23 protein-coding genes are annotated in these 25,463 nt (G+C 72.5%); 4 read left to right on the top strand and 19 right to left on the bottom strand.

Annotated elements, in window-relative coordinates:
• Positions 1-31 precede the first annotated feature (31 nt).
• The 4 genes from ACWDSL_RS09400 to ACWDSL_RS09385 form a co-directional block, all read right to left on the bottom strand.
• Complete coding sequence (locus ACWDSL_RS09400; protein WP_450483334.1) at positions 32-700, bottom strand: response regulator; 669 nt, start codon at positions 698-700, stop codon at positions 32-34.
• Positions 697-2,880, bottom strand: a complete 2,184-nt coding sequence (locus tag ACWDSL_RS09395; RefSeq protein WP_450483332.1) for a sensor histidine kinase — start codon at positions 2,878-2,880, stop codon at positions 697-699. Before ACWDSL_RS09395 ends, ACWDSL_RS09400 begins: the two co-directional genes overlap by 4 nt.
• On the bottom strand, positions 2,877-3,221 hold the full coding sequence (locus ACWDSL_RS09390; protein WP_450483330.1) for a hypothetical protein: 345 nt from the start codon (positions 3,219-3,221) through the stop codon (positions 2,877-2,879). The genes ACWDSL_RS09395 and ACWDSL_RS09390 overlap by 4 nt, the downstream gene beginning before the upstream one ends.
• A gap of 134 nt (positions 3,222-3,355) precedes the next feature.
• Positions 3,356-3,754, bottom strand: coding sequence for a hypothetical protein (locus ACWDSL_RS09385; protein ID WP_450483328.1), 399 nt, complete (start codon positions 3,752-3,754; stop codon positions 3,356-3,358).
• A gap of 243 nt (positions 3,755-3,997) precedes the next feature.
• Here ACWDSL_RS09385 and ACWDSL_RS09380 point away from each other — a divergent pair, with 243 nt between their 5' ends.
• Positions 3,998-4,996, top strand: a complete 999-nt coding sequence (locus tag ACWDSL_RS09380) for an LLM class flavin-dependent oxidoreductase (RefSeq protein WP_450483326.1) — start codon at positions 3,998-4,000, stop codon at positions 4,994-4,996.
• Positions 4,997-5,045: 49 nt separating this feature from the next.
• Here the strand turns inward: ACWDSL_RS09380 and ACWDSL_RS09375 are convergent, their stop codons facing one another.
• From ACWDSL_RS09375 to ACWDSL_RS09360, 4 genes are all read right to left on the bottom strand, one after another.
• Positions 5,046-6,464, bottom strand: coding sequence for a sugar porter family MFS transporter (locus tag ACWDSL_RS09375; RefSeq protein WP_450483324.1), 1,419 nt, complete (start codon positions 6,462-6,464; stop codon positions 5,046-5,048).
• A gap of 217 nt (positions 6,465-6,681) precedes the next feature.
• Complete coding sequence (locus ACWDSL_RS09370) at positions 6,682-10,887, bottom strand: chromosome segregation SMC family protein (protein ID WP_450483322.1); 4,206 nt, start codon at positions 10,885-10,887, stop codon at positions 6,682-6,684.
• 293 nt (positions 10,888-11,180) lie between these two features.
• Positions 11,181-11,387 carry a hypothetical protein gene (locus ACWDSL_RS09365; protein WP_014176082.1) on the bottom strand — a complete coding sequence of 69 codons (207 nt, stop codon included), beginning with the start codon at positions 11,385-11,387 and terminating at the stop codon, positions 11,181-11,183.
• A 377-nt stretch (positions 11,388-11,764) separates the two neighbouring features.
• Complete coding sequence (locus ACWDSL_RS09360) at positions 11,765-12,046, bottom strand: acylphosphatase (RefSeq protein ID WP_450483320.1); 282 nt, start codon at positions 12,044-12,046, stop codon at positions 11,765-11,767.
• Positions 12,047-12,397: 351 nt separating this feature from the next.
• Here ACWDSL_RS09360 and ACWDSL_RS09355 point away from each other — a divergent pair, with 351 nt between their 5' ends.
• Positions 12,398-13,159 (top strand): CAP domain-containing protein, encoded by a 762-nt coding sequence (locus tag ACWDSL_RS09355; RefSeq protein ID WP_450483318.1) that lies wholly within the window; start codon positions 12,398-12,400, stop codon positions 13,157-13,159.
• A 78-nt stretch (positions 13,160-13,237) separates the two neighbouring features.
• Here the strand turns inward: ACWDSL_RS09355 and ACWDSL_RS09350 are convergent, their stop codons facing one another.
• Complete coding sequence (locus ACWDSL_RS09350; protein WP_450483316.1) at positions 13,238-13,828, bottom strand: flavodoxin family protein; 591 nt, start codon at positions 13,826-13,828, stop codon at positions 13,238-13,240.
• A 135-nt stretch (positions 13,829-13,963) separates the two neighbouring features.
• Here ACWDSL_RS09350 and ACWDSL_RS09345 point away from each other — a divergent pair, with 135 nt between their 5' ends.
• Entirely contained in the window at positions 13,964-14,431 is a 468-nt protein-coding gene (locus ACWDSL_RS09345; RefSeq protein ID WP_450483314.1) for a winged helix-turn-helix transcriptional regulator, read from the top strand.
• Here the strand turns inward: ACWDSL_RS09345 and mutM are convergent.
• From mutM to ACWDSL_RS09300, 9 genes are all read right to left on the bottom strand, one after another.
• Complete coding sequence (gene mutM, locus ACWDSL_RS09340; protein ID WP_450483312.1) at positions 14,353-15,273, bottom strand: bifunctional DNA-formamidopyrimidine glycosylase/DNA-(apurinic or apyrimidinic site) lyase; 921 nt, start codon at positions 15,271-15,273, stop codon at positions 14,353-14,355. The genes ACWDSL_RS09345 and mutM overlap by 79 nt on opposite strands.
• Positions 15,274-15,348: 75 nt before the next feature.
• On the bottom strand, positions 15,349-16,185 hold the full coding sequence (gene rnc, locus ACWDSL_RS09335) for a ribonuclease III (protein ID WP_089510900.1): 837 nt from the start codon (positions 16,183-16,185) through the stop codon (positions 15,349-15,351).
• A 19-nt stretch (positions 16,186-16,204) separates the two neighbouring features.
• Positions 16,205-16,378 (bottom strand): 50S ribosomal protein L32, encoded by a 174-nt coding sequence (gene rpmF, locus ACWDSL_RS09330; protein ID WP_065965136.1) that lies wholly within the window; start codon positions 16,376-16,378, stop codon positions 16,205-16,207.
• A gap of 2 nt (positions 16,379-16,380) precedes the next feature.
• Positions 16,381-16,971, bottom strand: coding sequence for a YceD family protein (locus tag ACWDSL_RS09325; protein WP_450483309.1), 591 nt, complete (start codon positions 16,969-16,971; stop codon positions 16,381-16,383).
• A gap of 193 nt (positions 16,972-17,164) precedes the next feature.
• The gene (locus ACWDSL_RS09320) at positions 17,165-18,310 is read right to left on the bottom strand and encodes a cell division initiation protein (RefSeq protein WP_450483307.1); all 1,146 of its coding nucleotides are present in this window, start codon (positions 18,308-18,310) and stop codon (positions 17,165-17,167) included.
• Between the two features lie 154 nt (positions 18,311-18,464).
• Entirely contained in the window at positions 18,465-18,974 is a 510-nt protein-coding gene (gene coaD / locus ACWDSL_RS09315) for a pantetheine-phosphate adenylyltransferase (RefSeq protein WP_450483305.1), read from the bottom strand.
• The gene (rsmD, locus tag ACWDSL_RS09310; RefSeq protein ID WP_450483303.1) at positions 18,971-19,558 is read right to left on the bottom strand and encodes a 16S rRNA (guanine(966)-N(2))-methyltransferase RsmD; all 588 of its coding nucleotides are present in this window, start codon (positions 19,556-19,558) and stop codon (positions 18,971-18,973) included. Before rsmD ends, coaD begins: the two co-directional genes overlap by 4 nt.
• A 161-nt stretch (positions 19,559-19,719) precedes the next feature.
• Entirely contained in the window at positions 19,720-22,008 is a 2,289-nt protein-coding gene (recG, locus tag ACWDSL_RS09305; protein ID WP_450483301.1) for an ATP-dependent DNA helicase RecG, read from the bottom strand.
• Between the two features lie 80 nt (positions 22,009-22,088).
• On the bottom strand, positions 22,089-23,861 hold the full coding sequence (locus tag ACWDSL_RS09300; protein WP_450483299.1) for a DAK2 domain-containing protein: 1,773 nt from the start codon (positions 23,859-23,861) through the stop codon (positions 22,089-22,091).
• Between the two features lie 470 nt (positions 23,862-24,331).
• Between ACWDSL_RS09300 and rpmB the strand changes: the two genes are divergently transcribed.
• Entirely contained in the window at positions 24,332-24,517 is a 186-nt protein-coding gene (gene rpmB / locus ACWDSL_RS09295; protein WP_009714771.1) for a 50S ribosomal protein L28, read from the top strand.
• A 113-nt stretch (positions 24,518-24,630) separates the two neighbouring features.
• On the opposite strand, the gene thiD is transcribed toward rpmB, so the two are convergent.
• Positions 24,631-25,452 (bottom strand): bifunctional hydroxymethylpyrimidine kinase/phosphomethylpyrimidine kinase, encoded by an 822-nt coding sequence (thiD, locus tag ACWDSL_RS09290; protein ID WP_450483297.1) that lies wholly within the window; start codon positions 25,450-25,452, stop codon positions 24,631-24,633.
• Positions 25,453-25,463 lie beyond the last annotated feature (11 nt).

Raw genomic sequence — 25,463 nt, 5'->3', positions numbered from 1 at the left:
CACCCAGTATCAGCCAACGGGCTGCGGGGAGTCATTCACCTCCCAGCCCGGCCTCGCGGGCCCGGACGATCGCCTGGGCGCGATCGCGGACCTGCAGCTTGGCGAAAATGGAGCCCACGTGGTTACGCACGGTCTTGTCCGTGACCACCAGCCGCTGGGCGATCTGGCGATAGCCGAGCCCGCCGGCCAGCAGTTCCAGGACCTCGCGCTCACGGGCGGTGAGGGTGGGGAACGCCTCCTTGGCCGAGGCGGTGCCGAAGGAGCCGAGCAGGGTGCCGAGACGCTCGGCCATGCGCGGGCTGAAGACCGCGCCGCCGCGCGCCACCGTGTGCAGGGCGCGCAGGATCTCGTCCCGGCCCGCGCCCTTGAGCAGGTAGCCGCGGGCGCCGGCTCGCATGGCCGCCAGCAGGCTGTCGTCGTCCTCGGACATGGTCATGACGACCACTCGGGCCTCGGGGCGGGCGCACAGGATCCGACGTATGGCCTCCGTACCGGATCTGCCGGGCAGCCCGAGGTCCATCACGACCAGATCGGGCTCGGTGCGGTCGGCCTCGGCGACCGCCTCCTCGGCGGACGCCGCCTGCCCGACCACGGTGAACGCGTCGTCCAGGTTGACCGCGGCCGCCAGTCCCTCGCGGAAGAGCGGATGGTCGTCCACGAGCAGTACGTGCCACTGCGGTGCTCCCGCCGCCGCTGTCACCGGCCCGGCCCCTCTTCCCCACGCTCTCCGCCGTGCTGCCGACCGTGTTCCCGGCCTCCTTCGCGGCGCTGCTCTTCCGGTGCGAGGGATACGGCCGCCTCGTGCACGGCGTTCACAGCGTCGCGTTCGGGCTGCTCGGCCTCCCCCGGCCCGGCGAGCGGCAGAATCGCGTGCACCACCGTGCCCGTCGCGGATCCCGTCACCGAGCAGGAGCCGCCGATCTCCTCGGCGCGCTCCGCCACGGAAGCCAGCCCGACGCCGGGCACGGCGCCCCGCCGCAGCCCGCTCCCGTCGTCGATGACCTTGACCTCGAGCGTGTCCGGGCCCGCGGTGAGCTCGATCCGGACCTGCCGGGCCCGTGCGTGCCGCACCGCGTTGGTCAGCGACTCGGCGGAGATCCGGTACGCGGCCGTCTCCACGCCCGGCGACAGCGGCGGCAGCGCGGTGGGGTGGGTGGCCACGGTCACCCGGGGCCCGGCGCCGCCCAGCCGCCGTCCCAGGTCCCGTACCGCCTTGGCCAGGCCGCGCTCGGCCAGGGCGGCAGGGGCAAGCCCCGAGGTGATCCGCCGCACCTCGACCAGGGCCTCGGCGAGGGTTTCTGCGGCCTCGCGCAGCTGGTGGCGGGCCGGATGCCCGGGCGGGCAGGTGGTCTGCGCGATGTCCAGGCGCAGCCGTACGGCGGCGAGCTGCGGGCCGAGGCCGTCGTGGATCTCGCGCCGCAGCCGGCGGCGCTCCTGCTCACGGGCGAGCACCAGCCGCTCCCGCGCCGCCTGGGCCTCCTCGGCCAGGCGCAGCGCGGCGAGCGCCGGGGCCGCCTGGTCGGCGAGCAGGGAGAGCAGTCCGCTGTCCCGTTCGGCGGGGGTGCCGAAGCCGTCCCGGGCGACTTCGAGGCGGCCGACCGTACGGCCGTGATGGCGCAGCACGAACGCCTGGACCGGGCCGGTGAGCGGCGCCCCGGCCGCGGCCAGCCGCCGGGGTCCGGACCGGGTGTCGACGCTGACGGCGGCGCCCGAGACGCCGAGGTCCTCGACGGCGCTGCGGCAGATCTGCTGGGGCACCTCGCCTGGGTGGGGCGCCTGCTGGAGGCGTACGGCCAGGGCGCTGGCCGCCTCGTGGGGGCGGGCGCGCGGCCCGTAGAAGGCGCGCTCGACGCGCAGGGTCAGCCAGCGGGCGGTCGGCCGCAGCGCCCAGCCGAGCAGCAGGGAGCAGCCGACGGCGGTGCTGATCGCCCCGCCGCGCAGGGAGGGCAGTCCGGCCTGGACGGCGACGACCGCGCAGACCACGACGGCTGCGAGGGAGGTGAGGACGAAGGCGCGGGCGAGTCGGTGGCTGGTGACGCGGTCCAGGCGCCATATGCCGGTGCGGGCGACGCCCAGGCAGATCGCGGCCGCCCATACGGCGCTGCCGACGGTGCGCGCGACGATGGTGGGCATGCCCTCGGCCCATTCGGACAGCAGCAGGAACACGCAGGCCGGGTAGGCGGCGGCGAGCAGGGCCCAGTTGCGCCGCTCGGCGCTGCGGGTGACGGCGGCGCGGCAGCACAGCGAGCCCGTCACCACGGCGGCCACGGCGCGCAGCACCCACTCCTCCGCCTTCGCGTAGTGCTCGAGGTGGCCGAAGGCCCACTGACCGAAGTCGGTGGCGAAGAAGGGGTTGCCGGCCGAGCCGACCATCGGCTCGCTGACCAGCCAGAGGGCGGCGTAGCCCAGCCAGTACGCGGAGGCGCCGACGCTCATCGCCCACCACTGCCACCGCCGCTGGGAGCCGCGCGGGAACAGCCACAGCGGCAGCAGCAGGACGGTCAGCGGGCGGCAGGCGATCCCGGCGGCCGAGATCAGCAGCTGGACCACGGCGCCCGCCGAGCCCAGATCGGCCAGTCCCAGCAGGTCGGCGGCTGCCGAGGGCAGCAGCCACAGCGCCCCGGCGACCAGCAGGACGCTGCCGTAGCGGCGGGCGGAGCGCTCGGCCAGCAGGAGCACCCCGACGCCGAGGACCGGGATGCCCACGGCGACGCGGGTGAGCACGGCGGTGCCGCGCGGCTGCGGATAGGACAGGGCCAGCCATTCGTCGTTCACCCGCAGCAGTCCGGCCAGCCACCCGGCGAAGACCACCACGAACAGGGCGGAGACTCCGCCGGCGGCCTGCACGGCGCGGTCCTTGGGCTGGACCGCGCGCCTCATCCCATCCCAGAGCCCTGGGTCGGGGCAGGGGCCGAGGCCGGGCTCGCGGCCGGAGCCGGGGCCGAAGCCAGGTCGGCGGCATGGCTCCTGCCCGTGCCCTTGACCCACAGCGTGATGTAGTTGTCGCTGTGGCCCGGCCGGCATTTGTACTCGCTCCACTTGTGGGCGTCCACCCCGTTCCGGCCCGCCTTGCGGCAGGCGCTGGTGGTGTCGAAGTGCCCGGCCTGCCGCCATGCCGGGGCCGCGGCGGCGGACGCCGCCGGGGCGGCCCCCACGACGGCGCCGGTGAGCAGGGCGAGCGTGGTCAGGACGCGGGTCCGGCGGGTCCGGGATGGGGTCATCTGGCAACCTCCTTGGTTCTCCGGTCCGAGCACTACCCGCGGTGGGGCGGGTGAAGTGTGCGCGGGCCCGGGCCCACCCGAACCGGTGACGGACCCGCACCCGCGTTCCGGCCCTGTTCCGTCGGGCTCACCCGTCACCACACCAGCAGCAGGATGGCGACGGCGATGGCTTCGGCCTCGATATAGGGGACGCCGAACCGCATCAGGGTGAGCATGATCGGCTTGGCCGACCAGATCTCGAGGGTTTCCAGGAAGTAGCCGAGCCGGTGGGCGTAACGGCGGACCATGGCGGTCTCGCGCGGCCCGAGCCGGGTGAGCAGTTTGGCCAGCAGGTCGCCGCCGTGGTGCAGGGCGACGGTCAGCAGCCGCTGCCGGATGAGCTGCGCGTCGGCCGGGGCGGCGCCTGCCGTGCCGAAGAGCGCCGTCTTGGCCGCTTCGAGCTCCGCGGTGTCGCCGGCGGCGTGCCGCACCCGGATGACCAGGTCGTCGATGTCGGGTCCGGTGATAGCCGGTTCCCCCGTCGTGATCGTCACGCGCCCCTCCTTTTTATGTCCGCACGGCGGCTTTGTGTCGGCACGGCGGCGGGAAGTCGAGGCCCGGGGCACCGGGCCTGCCCCTACCGTCAGCCGCCCTGTGTCCCAGGCGCATGAGTCATCCGCCCCGCCCCTGCCCGGAGCGTCGCCAGGCAGCTCCCCTCTCTGTTTATTTGACGGACCGTCAGATAACGTGCCCCTCTCACCCGCCCACCGCTCAGGGACAGAAGGGGGACCTCCGCCATGCCCGTCACGGTCGTACGGCTCAACCTGGTCGATCCCGACGCCACACCCGAATCCCTGTCCCGGCGCTACCGGACGGCCGTCGAGATGGCCGCCTTCGCCGATGAGCAGGGCATCGACACCGTTCAGACCGAGGAGCACCACGGCGCCGCGAACGGCTGGCTGCCCTCCCCGCTGACCTTCGCGGGCGCCGTACTGGGCGCCACCCGGCGGATCGCGGTCACCGTCTCCGCGCTGATCGTCCCGCTCTACGACCCGCTGCGGCTGGCCGAGGACATCGCCGTACTCGACCTGGTGAGCGGCGGGCGCCTGGTCGCGGTGGCGGGCATCGGCTACCGGCCCGAGGAGTACGCGGGGCTCGGCAGGGAGTGGAAGCGGCGCGGCGCGCTCCAGGACGAGGCGCTGGAGACCCTGCTCGCGGCCTGGACCGGCGAGCCCTTCGAGTACCGGGGCCGTACGGTGCGGGTCACCCCGCGCCCGTACACCCGGCCGCATCCGACGCTGCTGGTCGGCGGCAGCTCCAAGGCCGCCGCGCGCCGGGCCGCGCGGCTGGGGCTGCCGTTCTTCCCCAGCGCCCATCTGCCGGAGCTGGAGGCGTACTACCACGCCCGGCGGGCGGAGTACGGGACGCAGGGCTGGTGCGTGATGCCCGCCGCGCGGACGTCCCTGCTGCATGTGGTCGAGAACCCAGAAGAAGCAGAGCGCGCCTGGGCGGAGTTCGGCCCGCATCTGCTGCACGAGGCGCGGATGTACGACTCCTGGCAGTCGGACGGGGCTGTGCACTCCGCCGTCCGCTCCCACGCCGAGGACGTGGCGGCGCTGCGCGACGAGGGCGTGTACCGCATCGTCACGCCCGAGGAGTGCGTGGCGCTGGCCAAGGAGGGCGGCGAGACGGCGAGCATGGTGCTGCATCCGCTGTGCGGCGGGATGCCCGTGGAGGAGGGCTGGCGCTCGCTGCGGCTGTTCGCGGAACGCGTTCTGCCCCGCCTCAAGGAGTGAGGCGGGGCAGAACCCTTGAAAGGTGAGGAGGGGGCTGGCGGGGGCGGGGTTAGCCCATCTCCTCCAACGCCTTGCCCTTGGTCTCCGGCACCCACTTGAGGATGAAGGGGATCGAGAGCGCGGCGAAGACGGTGTACATGATGTACGTCGCCGACAGGTTCCACTCGGACAGGCTCGGGAAGCTGGCGGTGATGGCCCAGTTGGCGATCCACTGCGCGGAGGCGGCGACGCCCAGCGCGGCGGCGCGGATCTTGTTCGGGAACATCTCGCCGAGCAGCACCCAGACCACCACGCCCCAGGAGAGGGCGAAGAAGAGGACGAAGGAGTGGGCCGCGATCAGGGCCAGGACGCCCTGGGCGTGCGGGAGCTTGCCGTCGACCAGGTGCGCCGAGAAGGCCCAGGCCACCAGACCCAGCGAGACCGCCATACCGGCCGAGCCGATCAGCGCGAGCGGCTTGCGGCCGATCTTGTCGACGAAGATCATCGCGATGACGGTGCCGATGATGTTGATGATCGACGTGGTGAACGAGTAGAAGAACGAGCTGCTCGGGTCGACGCCGACGGACTGCCACAGCGTCGAGGAGTAGTAGAACGCCACGTTGATGCCGACGAGCTGCTGGAAGACCGAGAGACCGATACCGATCCAGATCACCGGCAGCAGCCCGAACCGGCCGCCGAGCAGGTCCTTGAAGGTGGACTTGTGCTCGCCGCGCATGGCCTGCTCGATCTCGGCGACGCGCGCGTCGAGGTGGCCGCCCTCGCCCTCGACCTGGGCCAGGACCTCCTTGGCGCGGTCGGCCTTGCCGACGGAGATCAGGAAGCGGGGCGACTCGGGGATGGCGAAGGACAGCAGTCCGTACACCACGGCCGGGACGACCATCACGCCGAGCATCCACTGCCAGGCCTCGATGCCGCCGATCTTGCCGCGCTGGTCGCCGTCGGCGAGGTGGAGGATGCCCCAGTTGACGAGCTGGGACAGGGCGATGCCGACGACGATCGCGGCCTGCTGGAAGGAGGCCAGCCGGCCCCGGTACGCGGGCGGGGCGACCTCGGCTATGTAGGCCGGGCCGATCACGGAGGCCATGCCGATGCCGATACCGCCGAGCACCCGCCATACGGCCAGGTCCCACAGGGCGAAGGGCAGGGCCGAGCCGACGGCGCTGATGGTGAAGAGCACGGCGGCGATCTGCATGACGCGGATCCGGCCGATGCGGTCGGCGACCCGGCCGGCGATGGCGGCGCCGATGGCCGAGCCGATCAGGGCGATGGCCACGACCTGGGCGAGCGCGGCGGAACCGATGTCGTAGCGGCCGCGGATGGCCTCGACCGCTCCGTTGATCACCGAGCTGTCGTAGCCGAAGAGAAAGCCGCCCATCGCGGCGGCGGCGGTGATGAAGATGACACGGCCAAGGGGGGCCGGCCGGGCCTGGTGGCCCGCGGACCCCGGTGCCTGCGCGGTGGTGGTCAACGTGAACTCCTGTGGCCATCCGGCAGCGCTGCCGGACGTGGGGGGCCTTCCAGAGGGGGCTCGGCCGACCGGTCGGCCACCACTTGAAGGTAAAAGCGACGTTGCAGAGACTATGCCTTCAAGTTTCGAAGTCAATGGGATGTGACGCAGCAGTCATCACAGGTGGGTTGGTGGCTCACGGGCGCACTTGATCGAATGACTTCAAGTATTGAAGTGCTTACCGCAGCCTCTGGCTGATGACCTTCGAGACCCCGTCGCCCTGCATGGAGACCCCGTACAGCGCGTCGGCGACCTCCATCGTCCGCTTCTGGTGGGTGATCACGATCAGCTGGGAGCTCTCCTGCAGCTCCTCCATGATCCGGATCAGCCGCTGCAGATTGGTGTCGTCCAGCGCCGCCTCGACCTCGTCCATGACGTAGAACGGGCTCGGCCGCGCCTTGAAGATCGACACCAGCAGCGCCACGGCGGTCAGCGACCGCTCGCCGCCGGACAGCAGCGACAGCCGCTTGACCTTCTTGCCCGGCGGCCTGGCCTCCACGTCCACGCCCGTGGTCAGCATGTTCTCCGGGTCGGTGAGCAGCAACCGGCCCTCGCCGCCCGGGAACAGCCGCGAGAAGACCCCCTCGAACTCGCGCGCCGTGTCCCGGTATGCCTCCGTGAACACCTGTTCGACGCGCTCATCCACCTCCTTGACCACCTGCAGCAGATCCGCCCGCGTCTTCTTCAGGTCCTCCAGCTGCTCGCTCAGGAACTGATGCCGCTCCTCCAGCGCCGCGAACTCCTCCAGCGCCAGCGGGTTGACCTTGCCCAGCTGCTGGTACGCGCGCTCGGCGGCCCTCAGCCGCTTCTCCTGCTGCGCCCTGACGTAACGCACCGGCTGGTTGCGCGGATGCGACCCCGCGGCGGAGCCGCTATTCGATGCAGTCTCGGGCAGCACCTCTCCTTCCGCAGGAAGGAACGGCGGCACCAGTTGGTCCGGGCCGTACTCGGCGATCAGCCCGGCCGGCTCGACGCCCAGCTCCTCCAGCGCCTTCGTCTCCAGCTGCTCGATCCGCAGCCGCTTCTCGGCGCCCAGCACCTCGCCCCGGTGCACCGAGTCGGTCAGCTTGTCCAGCTCGCCCTTGAGCTCACGCCCGTGGTTGCGCTCGGCGACCAGTTCGCGCTCCCGCTCCGCCTTCGCCCGCTCGGCCGCGTCCCGCTCCTGCTCGGCCCGCACCAGCGAGACCTCCACATGCGCCAGCAGCTGCCGGGCGCCCGAGGCCACCGCCGAGGCCATGGTCGCCTCGTGCCGCAGCCGCGCCCGGCGCTGCTCCGCACGCGCCCGCGCCTCGCGCTCGGCGCGCGCGCCCCGGTCGAGCGCGTCCGCCCGCCCCGCGAGCCCCTTGACCCGCTCCTCATGCGTACGGACCTGGAGCCGCGCCTCCATCTCGGTCTGCCGGGCGTTCGCCCCATCGGCCGCCAGCCGATCCCGTACGGAGGTGTCCGGCTCCTCCTCGCCAGGCTCCTCCTCCGCCACGATCAGCCGCTCAGCCAGCTCCTCGGCCTCCTCCGTCGCTCTGGCCAGCGCCTCCTCCGCCTTGGCCGCGGCCGCGGTCATCCGCTCGGCCTCGCCCGCCGCGGCCCGCGCCTGCCCGGCCAGCCGCCCCAGCGACTGGGCGACCTGCGACTTCTCCCGATCGGCCGCGCTACGCCGGGCCGCCAGCTCCTCCACCCGCGCCGCGCACTCGGCCCGCCGCTCCGCCGCCGCCCGCTGCCCGTCGGTCAGCTCCTCGCACCGTACGGCGAGCTCCTTCAGCTCCGCCGCCGCCTCGTCGACCGAGGCCTGCACCTCCAGCAGACTGGGCGCCCCGGCGGAGCCGCCCTGGGCGAAGTGCGCCCCGAGCAGATCGCCCTCCGCGGTCACCGCCGTCAACTCCGGCCGCCGCTCGACCAGTTCCTCGGCGTCCTCCAGCGTCCCGACCACCACGACGTCCCGCAGCAGCCACCGCACCGCCGACAACAGCCCCCCGGGCCCGCTCACGAGCTCCGCCGCACGCGGTGCCCCGAGGTCATCGTCCGGCCCGGCCGTATCTTCGGCCGCCGACGCCGCCCGGCCCTCGTCGGGGACGTACGCGTCCCCGCCCTCGGCCACGGAAACCCCTCCGTGCGCGTCGGAGTCAGCCGCCCAGACCGCCCGGCCCCCGTCGCCGGAGACTGTGCCCCCGGCCGCGTCCGCGTCGGGCCCGTACGCCGTCCCGTCCCCGGGCTCCCCGGGTCTGGCGCCCGGAACCGTGATGCCCGCGTCGGCGGAAGCCCCACCGCCCGCCGGGGAGCCGGTCGTCAGGACGGCCGCCGCCGCGCCGGGCTCGGGCGCTGGCGGTGGCCCCGACGGGCCCGGGCCGAAGTGCGGGTCAATGTCGACCGCCGCGGCGCCGTCCGCGCGCGCCCCCTGGCCGTCCGCGCCGCCTTCGGCGGGGTGCGGCAGGCGTACGGAGCCGAGCTGACCGACCGTCGGGCCGCTGGGCGCGTCCGGCGCCGCGGCCCCGGGCGCGGACGAGGTGCCCGGGACACCCGGACCGCCCAGCGTTGCGCCGGCCCCGGCCGCCGCGCCGTCCGTCGGGTGCTCGCCGGGGCCGCCGTGGCCCGTTCCCGAGCCATTCGTCTCGGCCGGTCCGCCTGCCGCCGGCACCGCGACCCGGGCGTGCCCGGCCGGTGCGGCCGCCGCGGGGGCGCCGAGGAGGAGCGCCGCGCGGCCCGCGTCCTGTTTACGGAGGAGGCGGATGGCCTCCGCCGCGGTCCGGGGGTCCTCGACGGCGATCGCGTCGGCCGCGGCGCCCAAGGCCGCGGCCACGGGGACCTCGAAGCCGGGGGCGACCGTGAGGAGTTCGGCGGCCGGGCCGAGGAGGCCGGTCAGCCGGTCGGCGGAGCCGAGCAGGGCGCCCGTACCGTCCTTGCGGCGCAGGCCCAGGGCCAGCGCGTCATGGCGGGCGGCGGTCGCGGCGCGTTCGCGTTCGGCCGCGGTCAGGGCCTCACGGGCCGCCCGGTGCGCGGTCTCCGCCTCGGACAGCTCCCGTTTGGCGGCCTCATGGCGCTCCGCCAGTTCCGCGTCGCCCGCGTCCAGTCCGTCCACTTCGGCCTGGAGCTGTTCGTACTCCTCCTGCGCGGCGGCCGCCCGCTGCCGCGCCTCGTCGCGGGCGACGGCCAGCCGGTCGATCTCGGCCCGGGCCGAACCCGCCCGGCCCCGGGCGGCGTTCACCTGGCCCTGTAGCCGGGCCAGCCCCTCGCGGCGGTCGGCGATGGCGCGGGCCGCGTCCTTCAGCCGGCGCTCCTCGAGGGCCAGCTCGCGCTCCAGTTCGGCCCGGTGTGTGACGGTGTCGTCCAGCGCCCGGCTCGCCGCCTCCAGCGCGGCCTCCAGCTCCGCCTCCTGCTCGCGGATCCGGGCCGCCTCGCGCTCCATGTCCTCCGGGTCGCGGCCGCGCCGCTCCTCGCCGGGGGCGGAGGTGGCGCTCTTGATCCGGGCGTCGGCCAGACTGATCGTGCCGCGCACCCGCTCGGCGAGCTGCGAGAGCTCGTACCAGGTCTGCTGGGCGTCCCGCAGCCGCGGCGCCAGCTGCCTGACCTGCTCCTCCAGCGCCGCCTCCCGCTGCTGCGCGGTGCGCAGATCGGCCTCGGCACTCTCCTTGCGCTGCTTGAGCGCGGCCTCGTCGGCGATCTCGGTGCGCAGCGCCTCGCGCATGGTCACCAGGTCGTCGGCGAGCAGCCGCAGCCGGGCGTCGCGCAGATCGGCCTGGATGACGGCGGCCCGCCGGGCGACCGCGGCCTGCCGCCCGAGCGGTTTGAGCTGGCGCCGCAGCTCGTCAGTGAGGTCCTGGACCCGGGCGAGGTTGGCCTGCATGGCGTCGAGCTTCCGCAGCGCCTTCTCTTTGCGCTTGCGGTGCTTGAGTACGCCCGCGGCCTCTTCGATGAAGGCGCGGCGCCCGGTCGGGTCGGCGTGCAGGACGGAGTCGAGTTGGCCCTGGCCGACGATGACGTGCATCTCGCGGCCGATGCCGGAGTCGGAGAGCAGCTCCTGGATGTCCAGCAGGCGGCAGGTGTCCCCGTTGATCTGGTATTCGCTGCCGCCGTTGCGGAACATGATCCGCGTAATGGTGACTTCGGCGTATTCGATGGGCAGGGCGCCGTCGGAGTTGTCGATGGTGAGGGAGACCTCGGCGCGGCCGAGCGGGGGCCGGCCGGTCGTCCCGGCGAAGATGACGTCTTCCATCTTTCCGCCGCGCAGCGACTTGGCGCCCTGTTCCCCCATGACCCAGGAAAGCGCGTCCACGACATTGGACTTGCCCGAACCGTTGGGGCCGACGACGCAGGTGATACCCGGCTCGAAGCGGAGCGTCGTGGCGGAGGCGAAGGATTTGAAGCCTCGGAGGGTCAGGCTCTTGAGATGCACGCCTTTGGACTCTACCTCCCGTGTCTCACCCGGCACCGCCCATCGGCCGTGGCGTCACAGGGTCGCCCTTGGCTTCTCTCGGCTTCTCTGAGCTTCTCTCGGTGTTTCTCAGTGTTTCTCGGTTCTTCGCGTTCTCGCGGTTTCTTCTCGGTTTCACCGCTGAGGGGGTGGGGCACATCAGACGGTAAGGGAAGCGCGGCCGGCCGCCGCGGAAACGACGAAGGGACGCCGTCGGCGTCCCTTGCAGATTCTCAAGCGGCTGACGGTGCAGCCCGACCGGCCCGGAAGCCGGGTCAGGCGAGCGCAGGCTCCGCCTGGGGTACGTCGATGCTTTCGAGCAGCGAGTCGCCGTGGTGAGCGGCGGCGGACAGAGCGTCGTTCTCGGCCTGGATCCGAATGAGCTCGGATTCGAGGTCCTGGACGCGCTGCTGAAGCCGTCGCATCTCGGCGAGGACTCGGGGGTCGGAGCCGCCGACGTAACCGAGAAGCGCCTTTGCCATGATGGATGGTCCTCCACACTGAGTGACCGCGACCGAAGCGGTAGTGGGTCGTGAGGGATTTCGCACCCGCGATGCCTGCCGTTACTACCGTGTTGAGTGGCAAACAGTTAAGGTGCGCGGGGCTTCCAGCGTCTCACCAAATGGTTTGAGGGTCAACACGATCACAGGCCGACGGGACCCCTGCGGCCGGGGGCATATCGAGCGGCGAGAAGCGCCGAGCCCGTATCGATCAGGCCGTCGAAGCGAAGGGATCATCCCTTACGCGGCAGCCTTCCACGGACCGGCCGCATTGGCAACCATCAGCCTCTTTCCGCTCACGCGCGGTGTAAAAAGCCCGCCCGGCGCGGGGTCGCGGCGGGCGGGTGCGGCGGGGTGGCTCAGCGGATCTCGAAGGTCTCGTAGCCGCCCTTGGGTGTGTCCCAGATCTCGGTCACACCGTCGACGCGGCCGGGCGTGTCGTCGCTCCGCAGCCAGTCGAGCAACCGTTCGCAGTTCATACGTTCGCCTTCGGCGACGATCTGCACCCGTCCGTCGGACTGATTGGAGGCGAACCCGGCCAGCCCTCCGATGCGCAATGCGTTTGCCCTGGTGAACCAGCGAAAACCGACCCCCTGGACCCGACCGCGGACCCATGCGGTGAGGCGCACTCTCTCGTTCATGGCTGGCACGCTAGCGGAGCAATTTGCTCCCCGGACACCTCAGCCGCCCCCGCGATGGCGTACAGTCCCGGCTCAACGCAGTACTCACTCGTACGAGTGACGCATGTGACCCCGATCTTGCAAGGAAGGCAGGAGATGGGCCGCCATCGACGATCTGCCCTCGGATCCGCGCCGACACCTCCCGCTCCCGGCGCAGGGCGCCACCGAGGAGCCCGCCGAAGCCATCTGGCACCGGTGCGGACCGGATTGCTGAGTGTTTCCGCCGCCGTCGCGGTAGGCGCGGTTGCCATGGCCACCGGGCTGTTGCCGGGAGGTCCGACCCTTAGCGGAAGCAACGACCCGGCCGGAGGCGTGCGCGCCGACGCCCCGCCGGGCTCCGCCCTGGAGACGCAGGGCACCCCCTCGACATCGCCGGTGGACCGCGGTACGACCCCCGCGGACCGTGGCAACGACCGGCCGCAAGCACCGTCCACCACCCCCTCGAAGACCCCGGGCAAGCCCTCCGCCACGCCCTCCACCCCCTCGAAGCAGCCGGGCTCCTCGGACTCCGGCCAGGCGAACGGGAACGGGAACGGAAAGGGCAACGGGAACGGAAACGGGAAGGCGAACGGCAGCGGGAACGGCAAGGGGAACGGAGGTTCGGGCGGCAAGGGCTCCTCGTCGTCCCAGAAGCCCACCACGCCCCCCGGACAGAGCGAGGACCGCAACACCCCGGGGAACCCCGACAAGGCTGCGAAGTCCGCCGCACAGGAGGTCCTGGCGCTGGTCAACCAGGAGCGGTCGAAGGTCGGCTGCGAGCCGGTGACTGCGGACCGGAAACTGTCCCAGCTGGCCCAGGACTTCACCGACGACATGGCCCTGCGGGGCTTCTTCGACCACCTGGACCCGGACGGCGACACCCCCTGGGAGCGGGCGGAGCAGGTCGGCATCCTGAACCTGGGCGGGGAGAACATCGCCCGCGGCCAGCAGGACGCGCAGGCGGTGATGGACTCCTGGATGAACAGCGCCGGCCACCGCGCCAACATCCTCAACTGCACCTACAAGACCCTGGGCGTCGGTGTGAACTTCGGGGACGGGGACGGCCCCTGGTGGACGCAGGACTTCGGCTACTGAGCCGGTCCTGAGCCACCGGCCCACGCCGAGCCACCGGCCCGCACCGGCCCCGCCCCGCCCACCCCCTCGCCCACCGGGTCAGGCGGCGAGGGCGGCGCGCCCCGCGACGACGATCTTCGCGCTCTCGGCGATCCGGCGGCCGAGGTGCTCGGCGGTGGCCACGTCGGCCTTGTGCACCGCCTCCGGGCCCTCGTCCACGTTCGTCTGGGCGGCGGCGCCCAGGAAGACCCCGAGGCGGTTGAGGTCGTTCTCGGAGGCGGCCGAGCTGTTCCAGCCCGGGTGCAGACCGAGGTTCACCCAGTTCATCCCGTGCTGGGCGGCGAGCACGGTGAAGAACTGCAGGGTGTGCACCTTGTCGCCGCTCTTGGACCCCGAGTTGGTGAAGCCGGCCGCGAGCTTGTCCTTCCACGCCTGGGTGAACCAGCGCTGGGAGGACTGCTCGGCGAAGGCGTGGAAGGCGCCGGACGCGGTGCCCATGTAGGTGGGCGAGCCGAAGACGATCGCGTCCGCAGCGTCGAGCAGGCCCCACTGCTCCTCGGTGATCTCATCAACCTTGATCAGGTGAACGGTGGCGCCCTCGGCGGCCGCTCCGGCGCGGACGGCCTCGGCGAGGACGGCGGTGTGCCCGTGGCCGGAGTGGTAGGCGACGGCGATGACGGGGGTGGTCACGGTATGAGCTCCTGAGGTCAGGCGTACGTGCACCGTGGAATGGTTCGTGCACGGTGGAATGTCCGGAACAGAAAAGCACTAACTTTTAGAAAGCGCAACCCGCCGGTGAGCGCTGCGTTCAAGTATGCTCATGACATGGAGAGCGACTGCGCCACGCCGACGAGCACCGAAACGGCAAGCGACGACCTGGCCTTCAACGTGTTCGCCCGCGCCTGCCCCTCCCGCGGCACGCTGGAGCACATCACCGGCAAGTGGGGCGGGCTGACCCTGGGGGCGCTCAAGGAGGGCAGCTTCCGGTTCAACGAGCTGCGCCGCCGGGTCGACGGCGTCAGCGAGAAGATGCTGTCCCAGACGCTGCACGCGCTGGAGCGCGACGGCCTGGTGCACCGCGAGGCGCAGCCGACCAACCCCCCGCGCGTGGACTACGAGCTGACCCCGCTGGGCCACGCCGTCGCCGAGCGGCTGCTGGCGCTGATCGGCTTCGTCGAGGAGCGCATGCCGGAGGTGCTGACCGCCCAGGTGCGCTACGACGAGGAGCGCGGCACCGCGGTACGGGGCGCCGCAGCCGGAAGCGCCGGGGCCGCCGGGCGCGGCGGACGCTGACAGCGCGGGCAGAAGTAGCTGGAGCGGTTCATCCACGGGCGGCGGCGCATCGGTGTGCCGCAGCGGCGGCAGGGCTCGTTCTCCCGGCCGTACGCGTCCAGGGAGCGCTCGAAGTAGCCCGACTCGCCGTTCACATTGACGTAGAGGGAGTCGAAGCTGGTGCCGCCGACCGCCAGCGCGGCGTTCATGACATCGCGCACATGGTCGAGGAGTTCGACGCTGCGCGGGCGGGTGAGGGTGGCCGTCGGCCGGTCGTAGTGCAGCCGGGCGCGCCACAGCGCCTCGTCGGCGTAGATGTTGCCCACCCCGCTGATCAACGACTGGTCGAGCAGCGCCCGCTTGAGGGTGGTGCGGCGGCGGCGCAGCGCGGTGTGGAAGGCGGCCTCGTCGAACGCCGGGTCCAGCGGGTCGCGGGCGATATGCGCGATCGCGGCCGGCAGCCCGTCCGCGGCGCCCTCGACCGTCTCGTGCAGTGAGAGGCCGCCGAAGGTGCGCTGGTCGACGAAGCGCAGTTCGGTGCCGATGGAGTCGTTGAACCGCACCCGGATGCGCAGATGCTTCTCGTCCGCGGCGCCGTGCGGCTGGACGAGCAGCTGGCCGCTCATGCCGAGGTGCGCCAGCACCGACTCGTCGGCGTCCTCCAGCGGCAGCCACAGATACTTGCCGCGGCGACGGGCCACCCCGGCGCGGCGGCCCTTCAGCCGGGCGGCGAAGTCCTCCCCGCCCCCGAGGTGACGGCGCACCGCGCGCGGGTGCAGCACCTGCACCTCGGCGACCGTACGGCCGCTGACCCAGCGCTCCAGGCCACGGCGGACCACCTCGACCTCAGGCAGCTCGGGCAACGGGGGCCTCCTTGGCCGGCGCCCTCGCCCTCCCCACGGCCGGGGCCCGGTCGCGGGGAGGGCGAGGAGGGTTGATCAGTGTGCCGTCGGGGCCGTATCGGCGGCCTCGCCGTCCGAGGCCGCGGCGGTGCCCTCGGCCGTGGCCGCTTCGGCCTTGGCCTTGGCCTCGTCCGCCGCAGCGCGGATCGCGCGCCAGGCGGCCTCCGCCGCCTGCTGCTCGGCTTCCTTCTTGCTGCGGCCGGTGCCGGTGCCGTACGCGACACCACCGACGCGGGCGGCAGCCGTGAAGGTCTTCTCGTGGTCGGGTCCGGTCTCGGAGACCAGATACTCCGGCACCCCAAGGCCTTCGGTGGCGGTCAGCTCCTGGAGGCTGGTCTTCCAGTCCAGGCCCGCGCCCAGGTTCGAGGACCTGTCGATCAGCGGGTCGAAGAGCCGGTGGACCAGCTCCGCGGCGGCGTCCAGCCCCTGGTCGAGGTAGACGGCGCCGATCACCGCCTCGAGGGTGTCGGCGAGGATGGATGCCTTGTCCCGTCCCCCGGTGCCCTCTTCGCCCCGGCCGAGCCGGATGAAGGCGCCGAGGTCGAGGCCGCGCCCCACCTCGGCCAGCGCACGCGAGTTGACCACGGCGGCCCGCAACTTGGCCAGCTGGCCTTCGGGCAGGTCGGGGTGGATACGGTACAGCGTGTCGGTGACCACCAGGCCGAGCACGGAGTCGCCCAGGAACTCCAGACGCTCGTTGGTGGGCAGCCCGCCGTTCTCGTATGCGAAGGAGCGGTGGGTCAGCGCACGCACCAGAAGGGCGGACTCGAGCTGATACCCGAGCCGCCCTTCCAGAATCGTGTGGGACGAGGCCGTGTCCGCCTGGGCCGTTTCTCCCGCTCGCTTGCGGGGAGTCGTGTTGGCGTCCGACATAGAGCCTGTCACCCGCCGATCAGACCTCGAGGACCTGGCGGCGGTTGTAGGTGCCGCAGCTCGGGCACGCGATGTGCTGGAGCTTCGGCTCGTGGCAGCGCTCGCACGCCACCAGGGTGGGGACCGCAGCCTTCCACTGCGACCGGCGGTGGCGCGTGTTGCTGCGCGACATCTTCCGCTTCGGAACAGCCACGGCTACTTCTCCTGTGAGTCATCCCCGCGACCGCGGGGTGCGTTGTCCTTCTCGCCGTCCGAATTGGCCTCGGCGAGTCCCTGCAGCGCCGCCCAACGGATGTCGACGGCATCGTGATGGTGGTCGGGGTCCTCCTCGAGCCGCGCGCCGCATTCGGCGCACAGCCCGGGGCAGTCCTCCCGGCACACCGGCTGCAGCGGCAGTGCCAGCACCACCGCGTCCCGCAGCACGGGTTCGAGGTCGAACAGGTCGCCCTCGAGGAAGAGCGTGTCCTCCTCCTCGGCGTCGTCGCCGGTGTCCGCGTGGCGGCTCCGGTCGTCGGCGTCGGGGTAGGAGTACATCTCCTGGAAGTCCGCTTCGAGCTCCCGCTCCAGCGGCTCCAGACACCTTACGCACTCCCCTGTCAGCGGTGCACGGGCGGTGCCTGTGACAAGCACACCCTCCATGACCGACTCCTGGCGGAGGTCGAGCTCCACGGTCACGCCCTCCCGTACCCCGATGACCTCGATACCGAGATCCTTGGGGGCCGGGACCGAACGGGAGAGCCTTTTGAGCGCACCAGGACGACGGCCCAGCTCGCGCGTGTCGAACACGAGAGGGGCATGGTGGTCGAGGCGGGCGTTCAGGGCTTCCTGCTTTCTACGGCTGCGGCAGGCCACCCGACGCTGATATGACGAAACGGGCAGCCGAGATCGCGGAAGTACGCGCGACCGAACAGCCAGGATACTGGACCGGCCGCCATAGACCCAATCCGCCCCCGGGGCTGTGGATAAGGTCCGGCCGGGCTCAGCGGCCCTGCTCGTACTGACGCAGCTGGTCCAGGTCGATCATGCTGGTGTCGAACAGGCTGGTCTCGTCGAGGGCCGCGGCCGGCAGCTGGGGCTGCTGCTGAGGCTGGTGCGGCTGGTGCGGCTGGTGCGGCTGGTGCTCGAGCTGCTGCTGAGGCTGCTGTGGGGCCTGCTGTTCGGGGGCGTAGCCGCTCGGGTCGTAGCCCTGGGGCTGCTGCTGCCAGCCGTACGCGTCCTGCTGCTGGTAGCCGCCCTGGGCCGCCGCATACGGGTCCTGCTGCTGGACGTAACCCTGCTGCTGGTAGCCGCCCTGGGCCGCCGCGTACGGGTCCTGCTGCTGATATCCGGCCGTGGCCGCGTAGTACGAGGCGTCCGGCGCCGCCTCGGGCCGCGCCGTGGACAGCTGCGCCTGGGACTGGGCGAGATCCGCGAGGAAGTCGTCGTCGCTGGTCTGGTGGCCCAGCGGGGTGGCGGCGTCCTGGGCGGCCAGATGGGCGCCCAGCTCGTCGATCGCCCGGGCCCCGAGCAGCTTCTGCCGGCCCCGGCCGACCGCCTCCAGCGTCTTGCTGAGCACCGCCGAGACCGCGCCGAGCTTGGTGTCCACGTAGTCGTCGGCGCGCTGCTGCAGCATCTGCGGGTCGGCGCTGCGCTCCGGGCCGTCCTCCAACTGCCCCGCCGCCCCGTCCTGCTCCCCGCCCACGGCGCGGCCCAGCATCTTCTCGCGGCCGCGGTCGACGGAGCCGATGGTCTTGGTCAGCACGACCTCGAAGTTGGCCAGTTTGGAGTCGACGTAGTCGTCGGCCTCGGCGCGGATCTCCTCGGCCTCCCTGCGGGCCTCCTCCAGGATCCGGTCGGCCTCCTCCTGGGACTTCCTGGCGACTTCGGTGTCCGAGACCAGCGAACCCCGGTGGGCGTGCGCGGACTGGATGATCCGCTCGGCCTCCTGGCGGGCCTCTTCGACCATCCGCTCACGGCCGCCGATCACGTCCTGCGCCTGGGCGAGGGAGTCGGGGAGAGCGGCGCGCACCTCTTCGAGCATGGCGAGCAGCTCGGCGCGGTTGATCACGCACGAGGCCGACATGGGCATGGACCGGGCGTTGCCGACGGTGTCGACGATCTCGTCGAGCTTCTTCTGCACGTCCACCTTGGGTGCTCGCCACTCTCTCTTGACGGACTTGACGGAACTTGACGGAACTGGAGGGAACTTGACGCAACGAACAGGGCGGCCTGGAACGGCCGGGCACGACTGTACGGCCAGCGGGCCCCGCCCGACACCCGTCGGCCCGGCCGTCAGCGGGTCAGCGCCGGCCGAGCCGCTCGCTCAGGGCATCGAGCACCACCGGGGGCACCAGATGGGAGACGTCCCCGCCCCAGGTCGCGACCTCCTTGACCAGGCTGGAGGAGAGGAAGCTGTAGGTGGGGTTGGTGGGCACGAACAGCGTCTCCACCCCCGAGAGGCCGTTGTTCATCTGGGCCATCTGCAACTCGTAGTCGAAGTCGCTGACCGCCCGCAGCCCCTTGACGATGGCTGGGATCTCGCGCTCCTTGCAGAAGTCCACGAGGAGGCCGTGGAAGGCCTCCACCTGAACGTTTCCGTACTCGGCGGTGACCTGGCGGAGCAGGTCCATCCGCTCGTCCACGGTGAACATGCCCTGTTTGGACTTGTTGATCATCACGGCGACGTAGACGACGTCGTACAGCTTGGACGCACGGGCGATGATGTCGAGGTGCCCATTGGTGACGGGGTCGAAGGACCCCGGACAGACTGCGCGGCGCACTGGTGGTTCCTCGCTCTCGGGTCCGGTCATGACGCGTTGTCGCACGTCGAGGCGGCGCGACCGTACCAAAGCGTGCCCTCGCCGTAGCGACGGGCCCGCAAGCCCTCGAAACCGGCAGGCCACCCGAAATCTCCGCCTCGCGTGCTCCGCTCCACCGTGGCCAGCGCATCGGGCGCAAGCCACCGGTTACCGGCGAGTGTGAGCAGTATCTCCCGCAGCTCCTCGTCGGCGACGGCGTACGGCGGGTCCAGGAACACCACGTCGTACGGGCCGCTCGCGGGGGCCGGTCCGGCGATGGTCTGCTCGGCCCGGCCCGTGCGCAGTTCGGCACCGGGCAGGCCGAGCGCCCGGATGTTCGCCCGGATGGTGCGGGCGGCGCGCGCGTCGGACTCCACCAGCAGCACATGCTCCGCGCCTCGCGAGAGCGCTTCCAGGCCGACCGCGCCCGAGCCGCCGTAGAGATCGAGCACCCTGGCCCCGCGCAGCGAGCCCAGCAGCGACTCCCAGGTGGAGAAGAGACCTTCGCGCGCCCGGTCCGAGGTCGGTCGGGTGCCGTTTCCCGGCGGCACTGCCAGGCGGCGGCCGCCGGCGGCTCCGGCGATCACGCGGGTCATCGGTGAGGCAGTCCTTCGCGGTGGGAGGGGGCAGCGGCGGACCGTACGAGGCCCGCTGCCCTCCACAATATGGCGTCCCGGCCCGTGCTTCCGGCCTCAGGTCCCGCCGGGCTGTCGCCGATCGTCCCTCAGCCCCTGTCTGCAGTTCCTGTCAGCCCTTGTCACCCCTTGTCCAGGTACTCCTCGCGCTCCTCGTCCAGGAACGCGTCCAGCGCCGTACGCAGCTCCGGGTATCCGGCCAGTTCGGGATCGGCCGCGACGATCGCCGCCGCCTCCTCCCGGGCCGCCGCGATGACCTCCTCGTCGTCGATGACCGCGAGCACCCGCAGCGAGGAGCGCGCCCCGGACTGGGCCTGCCCCAGCACATCGCCCTCGCGCCGCTGCTCCAGGTCGATCCGGGACAGCTCGAAGCCGTCCAGCGTGGCCGCGACCGCGCCGAGCCGGGCGCGGGCCGGGCTGCCCTCCGGCATCTCGCTCACCAACAGGCACAGCCCGGCGGCCGAGCCGCGGCCGACGCGGCCGCGCAGCTGGTGCAGCTGCGAGACGCCGAAGCGGTCGGCGTCCATGATCACCATGGCGGTGGCATTGGGGACGTTGACGCCGACCTCGATGACCGTCGTGGCGACCAGGACGTCCACCTCGGCCGCGGCGAAGCGGCGCATCACCTCGTCCTTGGCCTCCGGCTGCATCCGGCCGTGCAGCACCTCCACGCGCAGCTCCCGCAGCGGGCCCTTGGCCAGCTGCTCGGCGATGTCGAGGACCGCGAGCGGCGGCCGCTTCTCGGCCTCGTCCTCGGGGGACTTGGCCGGGGACTTGGCCGGGGACTTGGCAGAAGACTTGCCCGGCGGCTTGGCCGACTTGCGCGCCGCGCCCTTGGGTTCGGCCCCCTCATCCCCGTTGTCCTCGCCCATCTCGTCGCCGATCCGCGGGCACACCACATACGCCTGGTGGCCGGCCGCCACCTCCTCGCGCACCCGCTCCCAGGCCCGCGCCAGGAAGTGCGGCTTGTCCTTCGCGGGCACCACATGGGAGGCGATCGGGGAGCGCCCGGCCGGCAGCTGGTCCAGCACGGAGGTCTCCAGATCGCCGAAGACGGTCATGGCGACGGTCCGCGGGATCGGCGTGGCCGTCATCACCAGCAGATGCGGCGGCTGCTTGCCCTTGGAGCGCAGGGCGTCGCGCTGCTCCACGCCGAAGCGGTGCTGCTCGTCGACCACGACCAGGCCCAGATCGTGGAACTGGACCTTGTCCTCGATCAGCGCATGGGTCCCGACCACGATCCCGGCCTCGCCGGTGACCAGGTCGAGCAGCGCCTGGCGGCGAGCCGCGGCACCCATGGACCCGGTCAACAGCACGATCTTGGTGCCCTGTTCCGAGCCGCCCAGCATGCCGCCCTCGGCCAGATCGCCCATCATCTCGGTGATCGAGCGGTGGTGCTGCTGGGCCAGCACCTCGGTGGGCGCGAGCATCGCGGCCTGTCCCCCGCTGTCCACGACGCCCAGCATCGCGCGCAGCGCGACCATGGTCTTGCCCGAGCCGACTTCGCCCTGCAGCAGCCGGTGCATGGGGTGGTCGGTGGCGAGGTCGGCGAAGATCTCCCGGCTGACGCTCTGCTGGCCCTCGGTGAGGGTGAACGGCAGCCGCTCGTCGAAGGCGTCCAGCAGGCCGCCCTCCGCCGGGGCGCGTGGTACGGCGGGCAGTTGGGCGTCGGCGTGGCGCCGCCGGGCGAGGGCCACCTGGAGCACGAAGGCCTCGTCCCACTTGAGGCGGTCCCGGGCCACCGCGATATCCGTCTTGGTGCGCGGCCGGTGGATCTTCAGCAGCGCCTCGGGAAGCTCGGCAAGACCGCGGCCGAGCCGCAGGCTCTCGGGCAGCGCGTCGACCAGACCGTCCCAGCCGGTGGCCTCCAGGCTGTCGAGCAGCGTCCCGACGGCCTTCTCGATCTTCCAGGACTCCAGCTGGGCGCAGGCGGGGTACAGCGGCCGCAGTTGGTTGGCCCACGCCTCCACGGCCGCCGCGCCGTCGTCCTTGCCGAGCAGTTCGTACGCGGGGTGGGCCAGCTGGCGAATATTGCGGAAGACGCCGACCTTGCCCGCGAACATGCCCCGGCGGCCGGGCAGCAGCTCCTTCTGCGCCGCGAAGACCCCGCGGCCGAAGAAGACCAGCTGGAGGCGGCCGCTGCCGTCGGTGAGGGTGACCTCCAGGCGCTGCTTGGTGCCGCGGTCGAATTTGTGCACGCGGGCGTCGGCGACCTGCGCGACGACCGTCACATGCTCGTCGAGGGGCAGGTCGGACAGCCGGGTCAGCTCGCCGCGCTCGGCGTACCGCCTCGGGTAGTGGTGCAGCAGATCGCCGACCGTGTGCAGGTCGAGGTGGTCGGCCATCACCTTCGCGGTGTTGCCGCCGAGCACTTTCTTCAGAGGTTCATCCAGCGCGGGCACGCTGTCCATTGCACACCACCGCACTGACAAGCGGGGTCACCCCGCCCCAGGATGCGCGGGCCGCGCCGACTTTTCGATCTGTTCGCCGCCTATTCGATGCCTATGATCAGCGGCACGCCCGGCTGGCCGCCGTGGTAGATCACCGTGTCGACCGCGAAGTGCCCGTCCCGTACGTGGCGCTCCAGGTGCTCGGCGACGCCGTCGGGGACGTCCGCGCCGACCACCAGCGTGACCAGTTCGCCGCCCGCGGCCAGCATCCGGTCCAGCACGGTCTCGGCGGTGCCCGCGATACCGTCGCCGATCACCGCCACATCGCCGTCGATCAGCCCGAGCACGTCTCCCGCCTGGCACACCCCGGCCATGGTCCAGGACTGGCGCTCGGCGACGGCCAGTTCGGCGTAGCGGGTGGCGCCCGCGGCGGAGGTCATGGCCACGACGTCCTCGTCGAAGCTGCGGCCCGGCTCGTGCACGGCGAGCGCGGCGAGGCCCTGGACCGGGGAGCGGGTGGGGATGACCGCCACCCGTACGCCCTCGGCACGGGCCTGGGCGGCGGCGGCAGCGGCCGTGTGGCGCAGTTCGGCGTCGTTGGGCAGCAGGACGACCTCCCGGGCGCGGGCCCGGCGTACGGCCTGGGCCAGCTCGCCGGCGGCCAGGCGCTCCCCGGGCCGTGCGGCGACCGTGGTCGCACCGGCCTCGGCGCACAGCGCGGCCAGGCCCTCGCCGGGGACCACCGCGACCACGGCGCGCGCCGCGCGCTCCGCGCGGGCGCCCGGGGGCTCCTGGGCGCCCGGCCGGTCCGGCCGCTGCCCGGTGTCTTCCGTACGGGGGCGGGCGTAGGGCTCGTCGGCGTGGGCCCGGCGGGCGGCGGCCGTGCCGAAGTGGGTGATGCGGACGCGGTGCGGGCGGCCCGCCTCGATACCCGCCTCCACGGCCGCGCCCGCGTCGTCCACATGGACGTGCACATTCCACAGTCCGTCGCCGCCGACGACCACCAGGGAGTCGCCGAGCGCGTCCAGCCGGTCACGGAGCCGGGCTACAGCCGTCTCGTCCGCCTCCAGCAGATAGATCACCTCGAAGGCGGGTCCGCCGCCCGGCCCTTCGCCCACGGAGCCCACGGAGCCGTCGGCGCCAGCCGCGTGCCCGGCGGCCGGGCAGCCGTCGGGGGCCGCGACGGGCCCGGCGGCGGGGGGTCGGCCCGCGGCGGCCGGCGGCCGGCCCGATACGGCCTCGGCGAGCGCGCCGAGGACCACCACCAGGCCGTAGCCGCCCGCGTCCACGACGCCCGCACGGGCGAGCACCCCGAGCTGGCTGGGGGTGGCCTCCAGGGCGGCACGGGCGCCCTCGTACGCGGCGCGGGCCACCGCGGCCGGGCCGCCCTCGGTGCGGGCGGCGGCGTCGGCCGCGGCCCGCGCGACGGTCAGTACGGTGCCCTCGACCGGGTGGGCCACGCCCCGGTAGGCCAGTTCGGCCGCGCGTCGCAGGGCCCGGCGCAGGCCGTCCGCATCGCCGCAATCGCCTGCGGCCCCGCCGTCCGCGAGGACGTCCGCCATGCCGCGCAGCAGCTGCGCCAGGATCGTGCCGGAGTTGCCGCGTGCGCCGATCAGGGCGCCGTGGGCCATGGCGCGCACCGCCTCGGACAGGCTCGGGCCGGCGGCGGGCCCCGGGGCGGCGGCGTGGCCGTCGAAGGCGGCGGTCACGGCCTGGGTGGCGGACTCGACGGTCAGGTAGAGGTTGGTGCCGGTGTCCGCGTCCGCGACCGGGTAGACGTTGATCGCGTCGATCTCCTCGCGGGCCCGGCCGAGCGCGTCCAGCGCCAGACCGCACCAGGTGCGTACCGCATCGGCGTCGAGCGTGTGCGGCACGTACGTCCTCCTCGGGAGGGCAGGGGGCGGGACCGTCATCGCAGGGTAGTCGCCACCCGCGCGCCGGAGGGGCGCGACCCTGTCGAAAGGGAGAGCGCGCGGAGGCCCTGAGGCTGCAATCGATATGCGGCTCCGCCGCGCGAAGGGCAGAGGCTGCGATCGCCACGCGGCGGAGCCGCAGATCGATACAGCCGACTACCGCCGCGTGGTCGACCGTCGACAGGGGCTGAGGCGCCCCTGGGGGCACCTCCCAGCGGTAGCTGGGGGAGAACCGATCTACGACAGCACCGGCCCGGGGGCATGGTAATTTCGGGGTAGCGGATCGGCCGTTGTATGCTGCTCCGGTTGCCCGATGCGAATCGGGCCGTTCCCCTGGTACCGCCGATCGTTCACGATCCCGGCGAGCCGGGGCTCACCGTAAGTGTCTGTCTCCTCGCGCCAGCGGGGTCGACCCGTCTTTGGAGTAACCCGTGGCTGCCAACTGCGACGTCTGCGGCAAGGGGCCGGGCTTCGGCAACAACATCTCGCACTCGCACCGCCGCACCCGCCGTCGTTGGAACCCCAACATCCAGACGGTGCGCGCTGTGGTCGGTCGGACCCCGAAGCGGCTCAACGTCTGCACCTCGTGCATCAAGGCCGGCAAGGTTTCGCGCTGACTTCCCGCGCGTTCGGGGGCGACCCCGAGCGTGTGTCGAGTGCGACCTTTCCGGTTGCCGAGCCGGTCCACCTTCGTGGTGGGCCGGCTTTTCGCATGCCCTGAGTTCCGGGATCAGCGCCACCGCCAGCCGTGATCCACCGGGCCGATTCCCTGGCCCAGCGGGAACCCGGCCGCGATCGCGCCCGTGACGTACTCCTTGGCCGCCGTAACGGCCCGCGGCACGTCCGCCCCCAGCGCCAGATACGAGGCGATGGCGCCGGCGAGGGTGCAGCCCGTGCCGTGCGTATGGCGGTTGTCGTGCCGGGTGGCGCGCAGCCAGTGTTCCTCGGTGCCGTCGGTGAGCAGATCGACCGCGTCGCCGTCCAAGTGGCCGCCCTTGATCAGCGCCCACCGCGGGCCGAATTCCAGGATCGCGTCGGCGGCCCGCCGCAGATCCCGCTCCGCCGCCACTTCCACGCCCGTCAGCTGGGCGACCTCGTCCAGGTTGGGCGTGGCCACCGTCGCGGCCGGCAGCAGCCGCGTACGGACCGTGTCGAGGGCTTCGGTGGCCAGCAGGGCGTCGCCGTGCTTGGAGACCCCGACCGGGTCGACCACGACGGGGGCTGAGACGTCCGCGAGCAGCCCGGCGACGGTCTCGACGAGCTCGGCGGACGCCAGCATCCCGGTTTTGACCGCCTGTACCCCGATATCGTCGACGACGCTGCGGAACTGGGCCCGTACGGCCTCGGCGGGCAGCTCCCACGCGCCGCTCACGCCCAGCGAGTTCTGTGCCGTCACGGCCGTGATCACGCTCATGCCGTGTACGCCGAGGGCCAGCATCGCCTTCAGATCGGCCTGGATACCGGCACCGCCGCCGGAGTCGGATCCGGCGACGGTGAGCACGCGTGGCGGGGCCACGGGTGGGCGTGGCGGGGATACGGGGAGAGTCGCCATGCCGCCGAATC

The organism is Streptomyces sp. NPDC000941 (assembly GCF_053599555.1).
Note: the sequence above shows the minus strand (reverse complement) of the source record. Positions and strands in the feature narration are given on the sequence as shown.

Excerpts from the sequence above, each read along its gene's own strand:
- ACWDSL_RS09395 (WP_450483332.1), bottom strand. The coding sequence starts at position 2,880 with ATGAGGCGCGCGGTCCAGCCCAAGGACCGCGCCGTGCAGGCCGCCGGC.
- ACWDSL_RS09390 (WP_450483330.1), bottom strand. The coding sequence starts at position 3,221 with ATGACCCCATCCCGGACCCGCCGGACCCGCGTCCTGACCACGCTCGCC.
- ACWDSL_RS09380 (WP_450483326.1), top strand. The coding sequence starts at position 3,998 with ATGCCCGTCACGGTCGTACGGCTCAACCTGGTCGATCCCGACGCCACA.
- ACWDSL_RS09365 (WP_014176082.1), bottom strand. The coding sequence starts at position 11,387 with ATGGCAAAGGCGCTTCTCGGTTACGTCGGCGGCTCCGACCCCCGAGTC.
- ACWDSL_RS09360 (WP_450483320.1), bottom strand. The coding sequence starts at position 12,046 with ATGAACGAGAGAGTGCGCCTCACCGCATGGGTCCGCGGTCGGGTCCAG.
- ACWDSL_RS09345 (WP_450483314.1), top strand. The coding sequence starts at position 13,964 with ATGGAGAGCGACTGCGCCACGCCGACGAGCACCGAAACGGCAAGCGAC.
- rnc (WP_089510900.1), bottom strand. The coding sequence starts at position 16,185 with ATGTCGGACGCCAACACGACTCCCCGCAAGCGAGCGGGAGAAACGGCC.
- coaD (WP_450483305.1), bottom strand. The coding sequence starts at position 18,974 with ATGACCGGACCCGAGAGCGAGGAACCACCAGTGCGCCGCGCAGTCTGT.
- rsmD (WP_450483303.1), bottom strand. The coding sequence starts at position 19,558 with ATGACCCGCGTGATCGCCGGAGCCGCCGGCGGCCGCCGCCTGGCAGTG.
- recG (WP_450483301.1), bottom strand. The coding sequence starts at position 22,008 with ATGGACAGCGTGCCCGCGCTGGATGAACCTCTGAAGAAAGTGCTCGGC.
- thiD (WP_450483297.1), bottom strand. The coding sequence starts at position 25,452 with ATGGCGACTCTCCCCGTATCCCCGCCACGCCCACCCGTGGCCCCGCCA.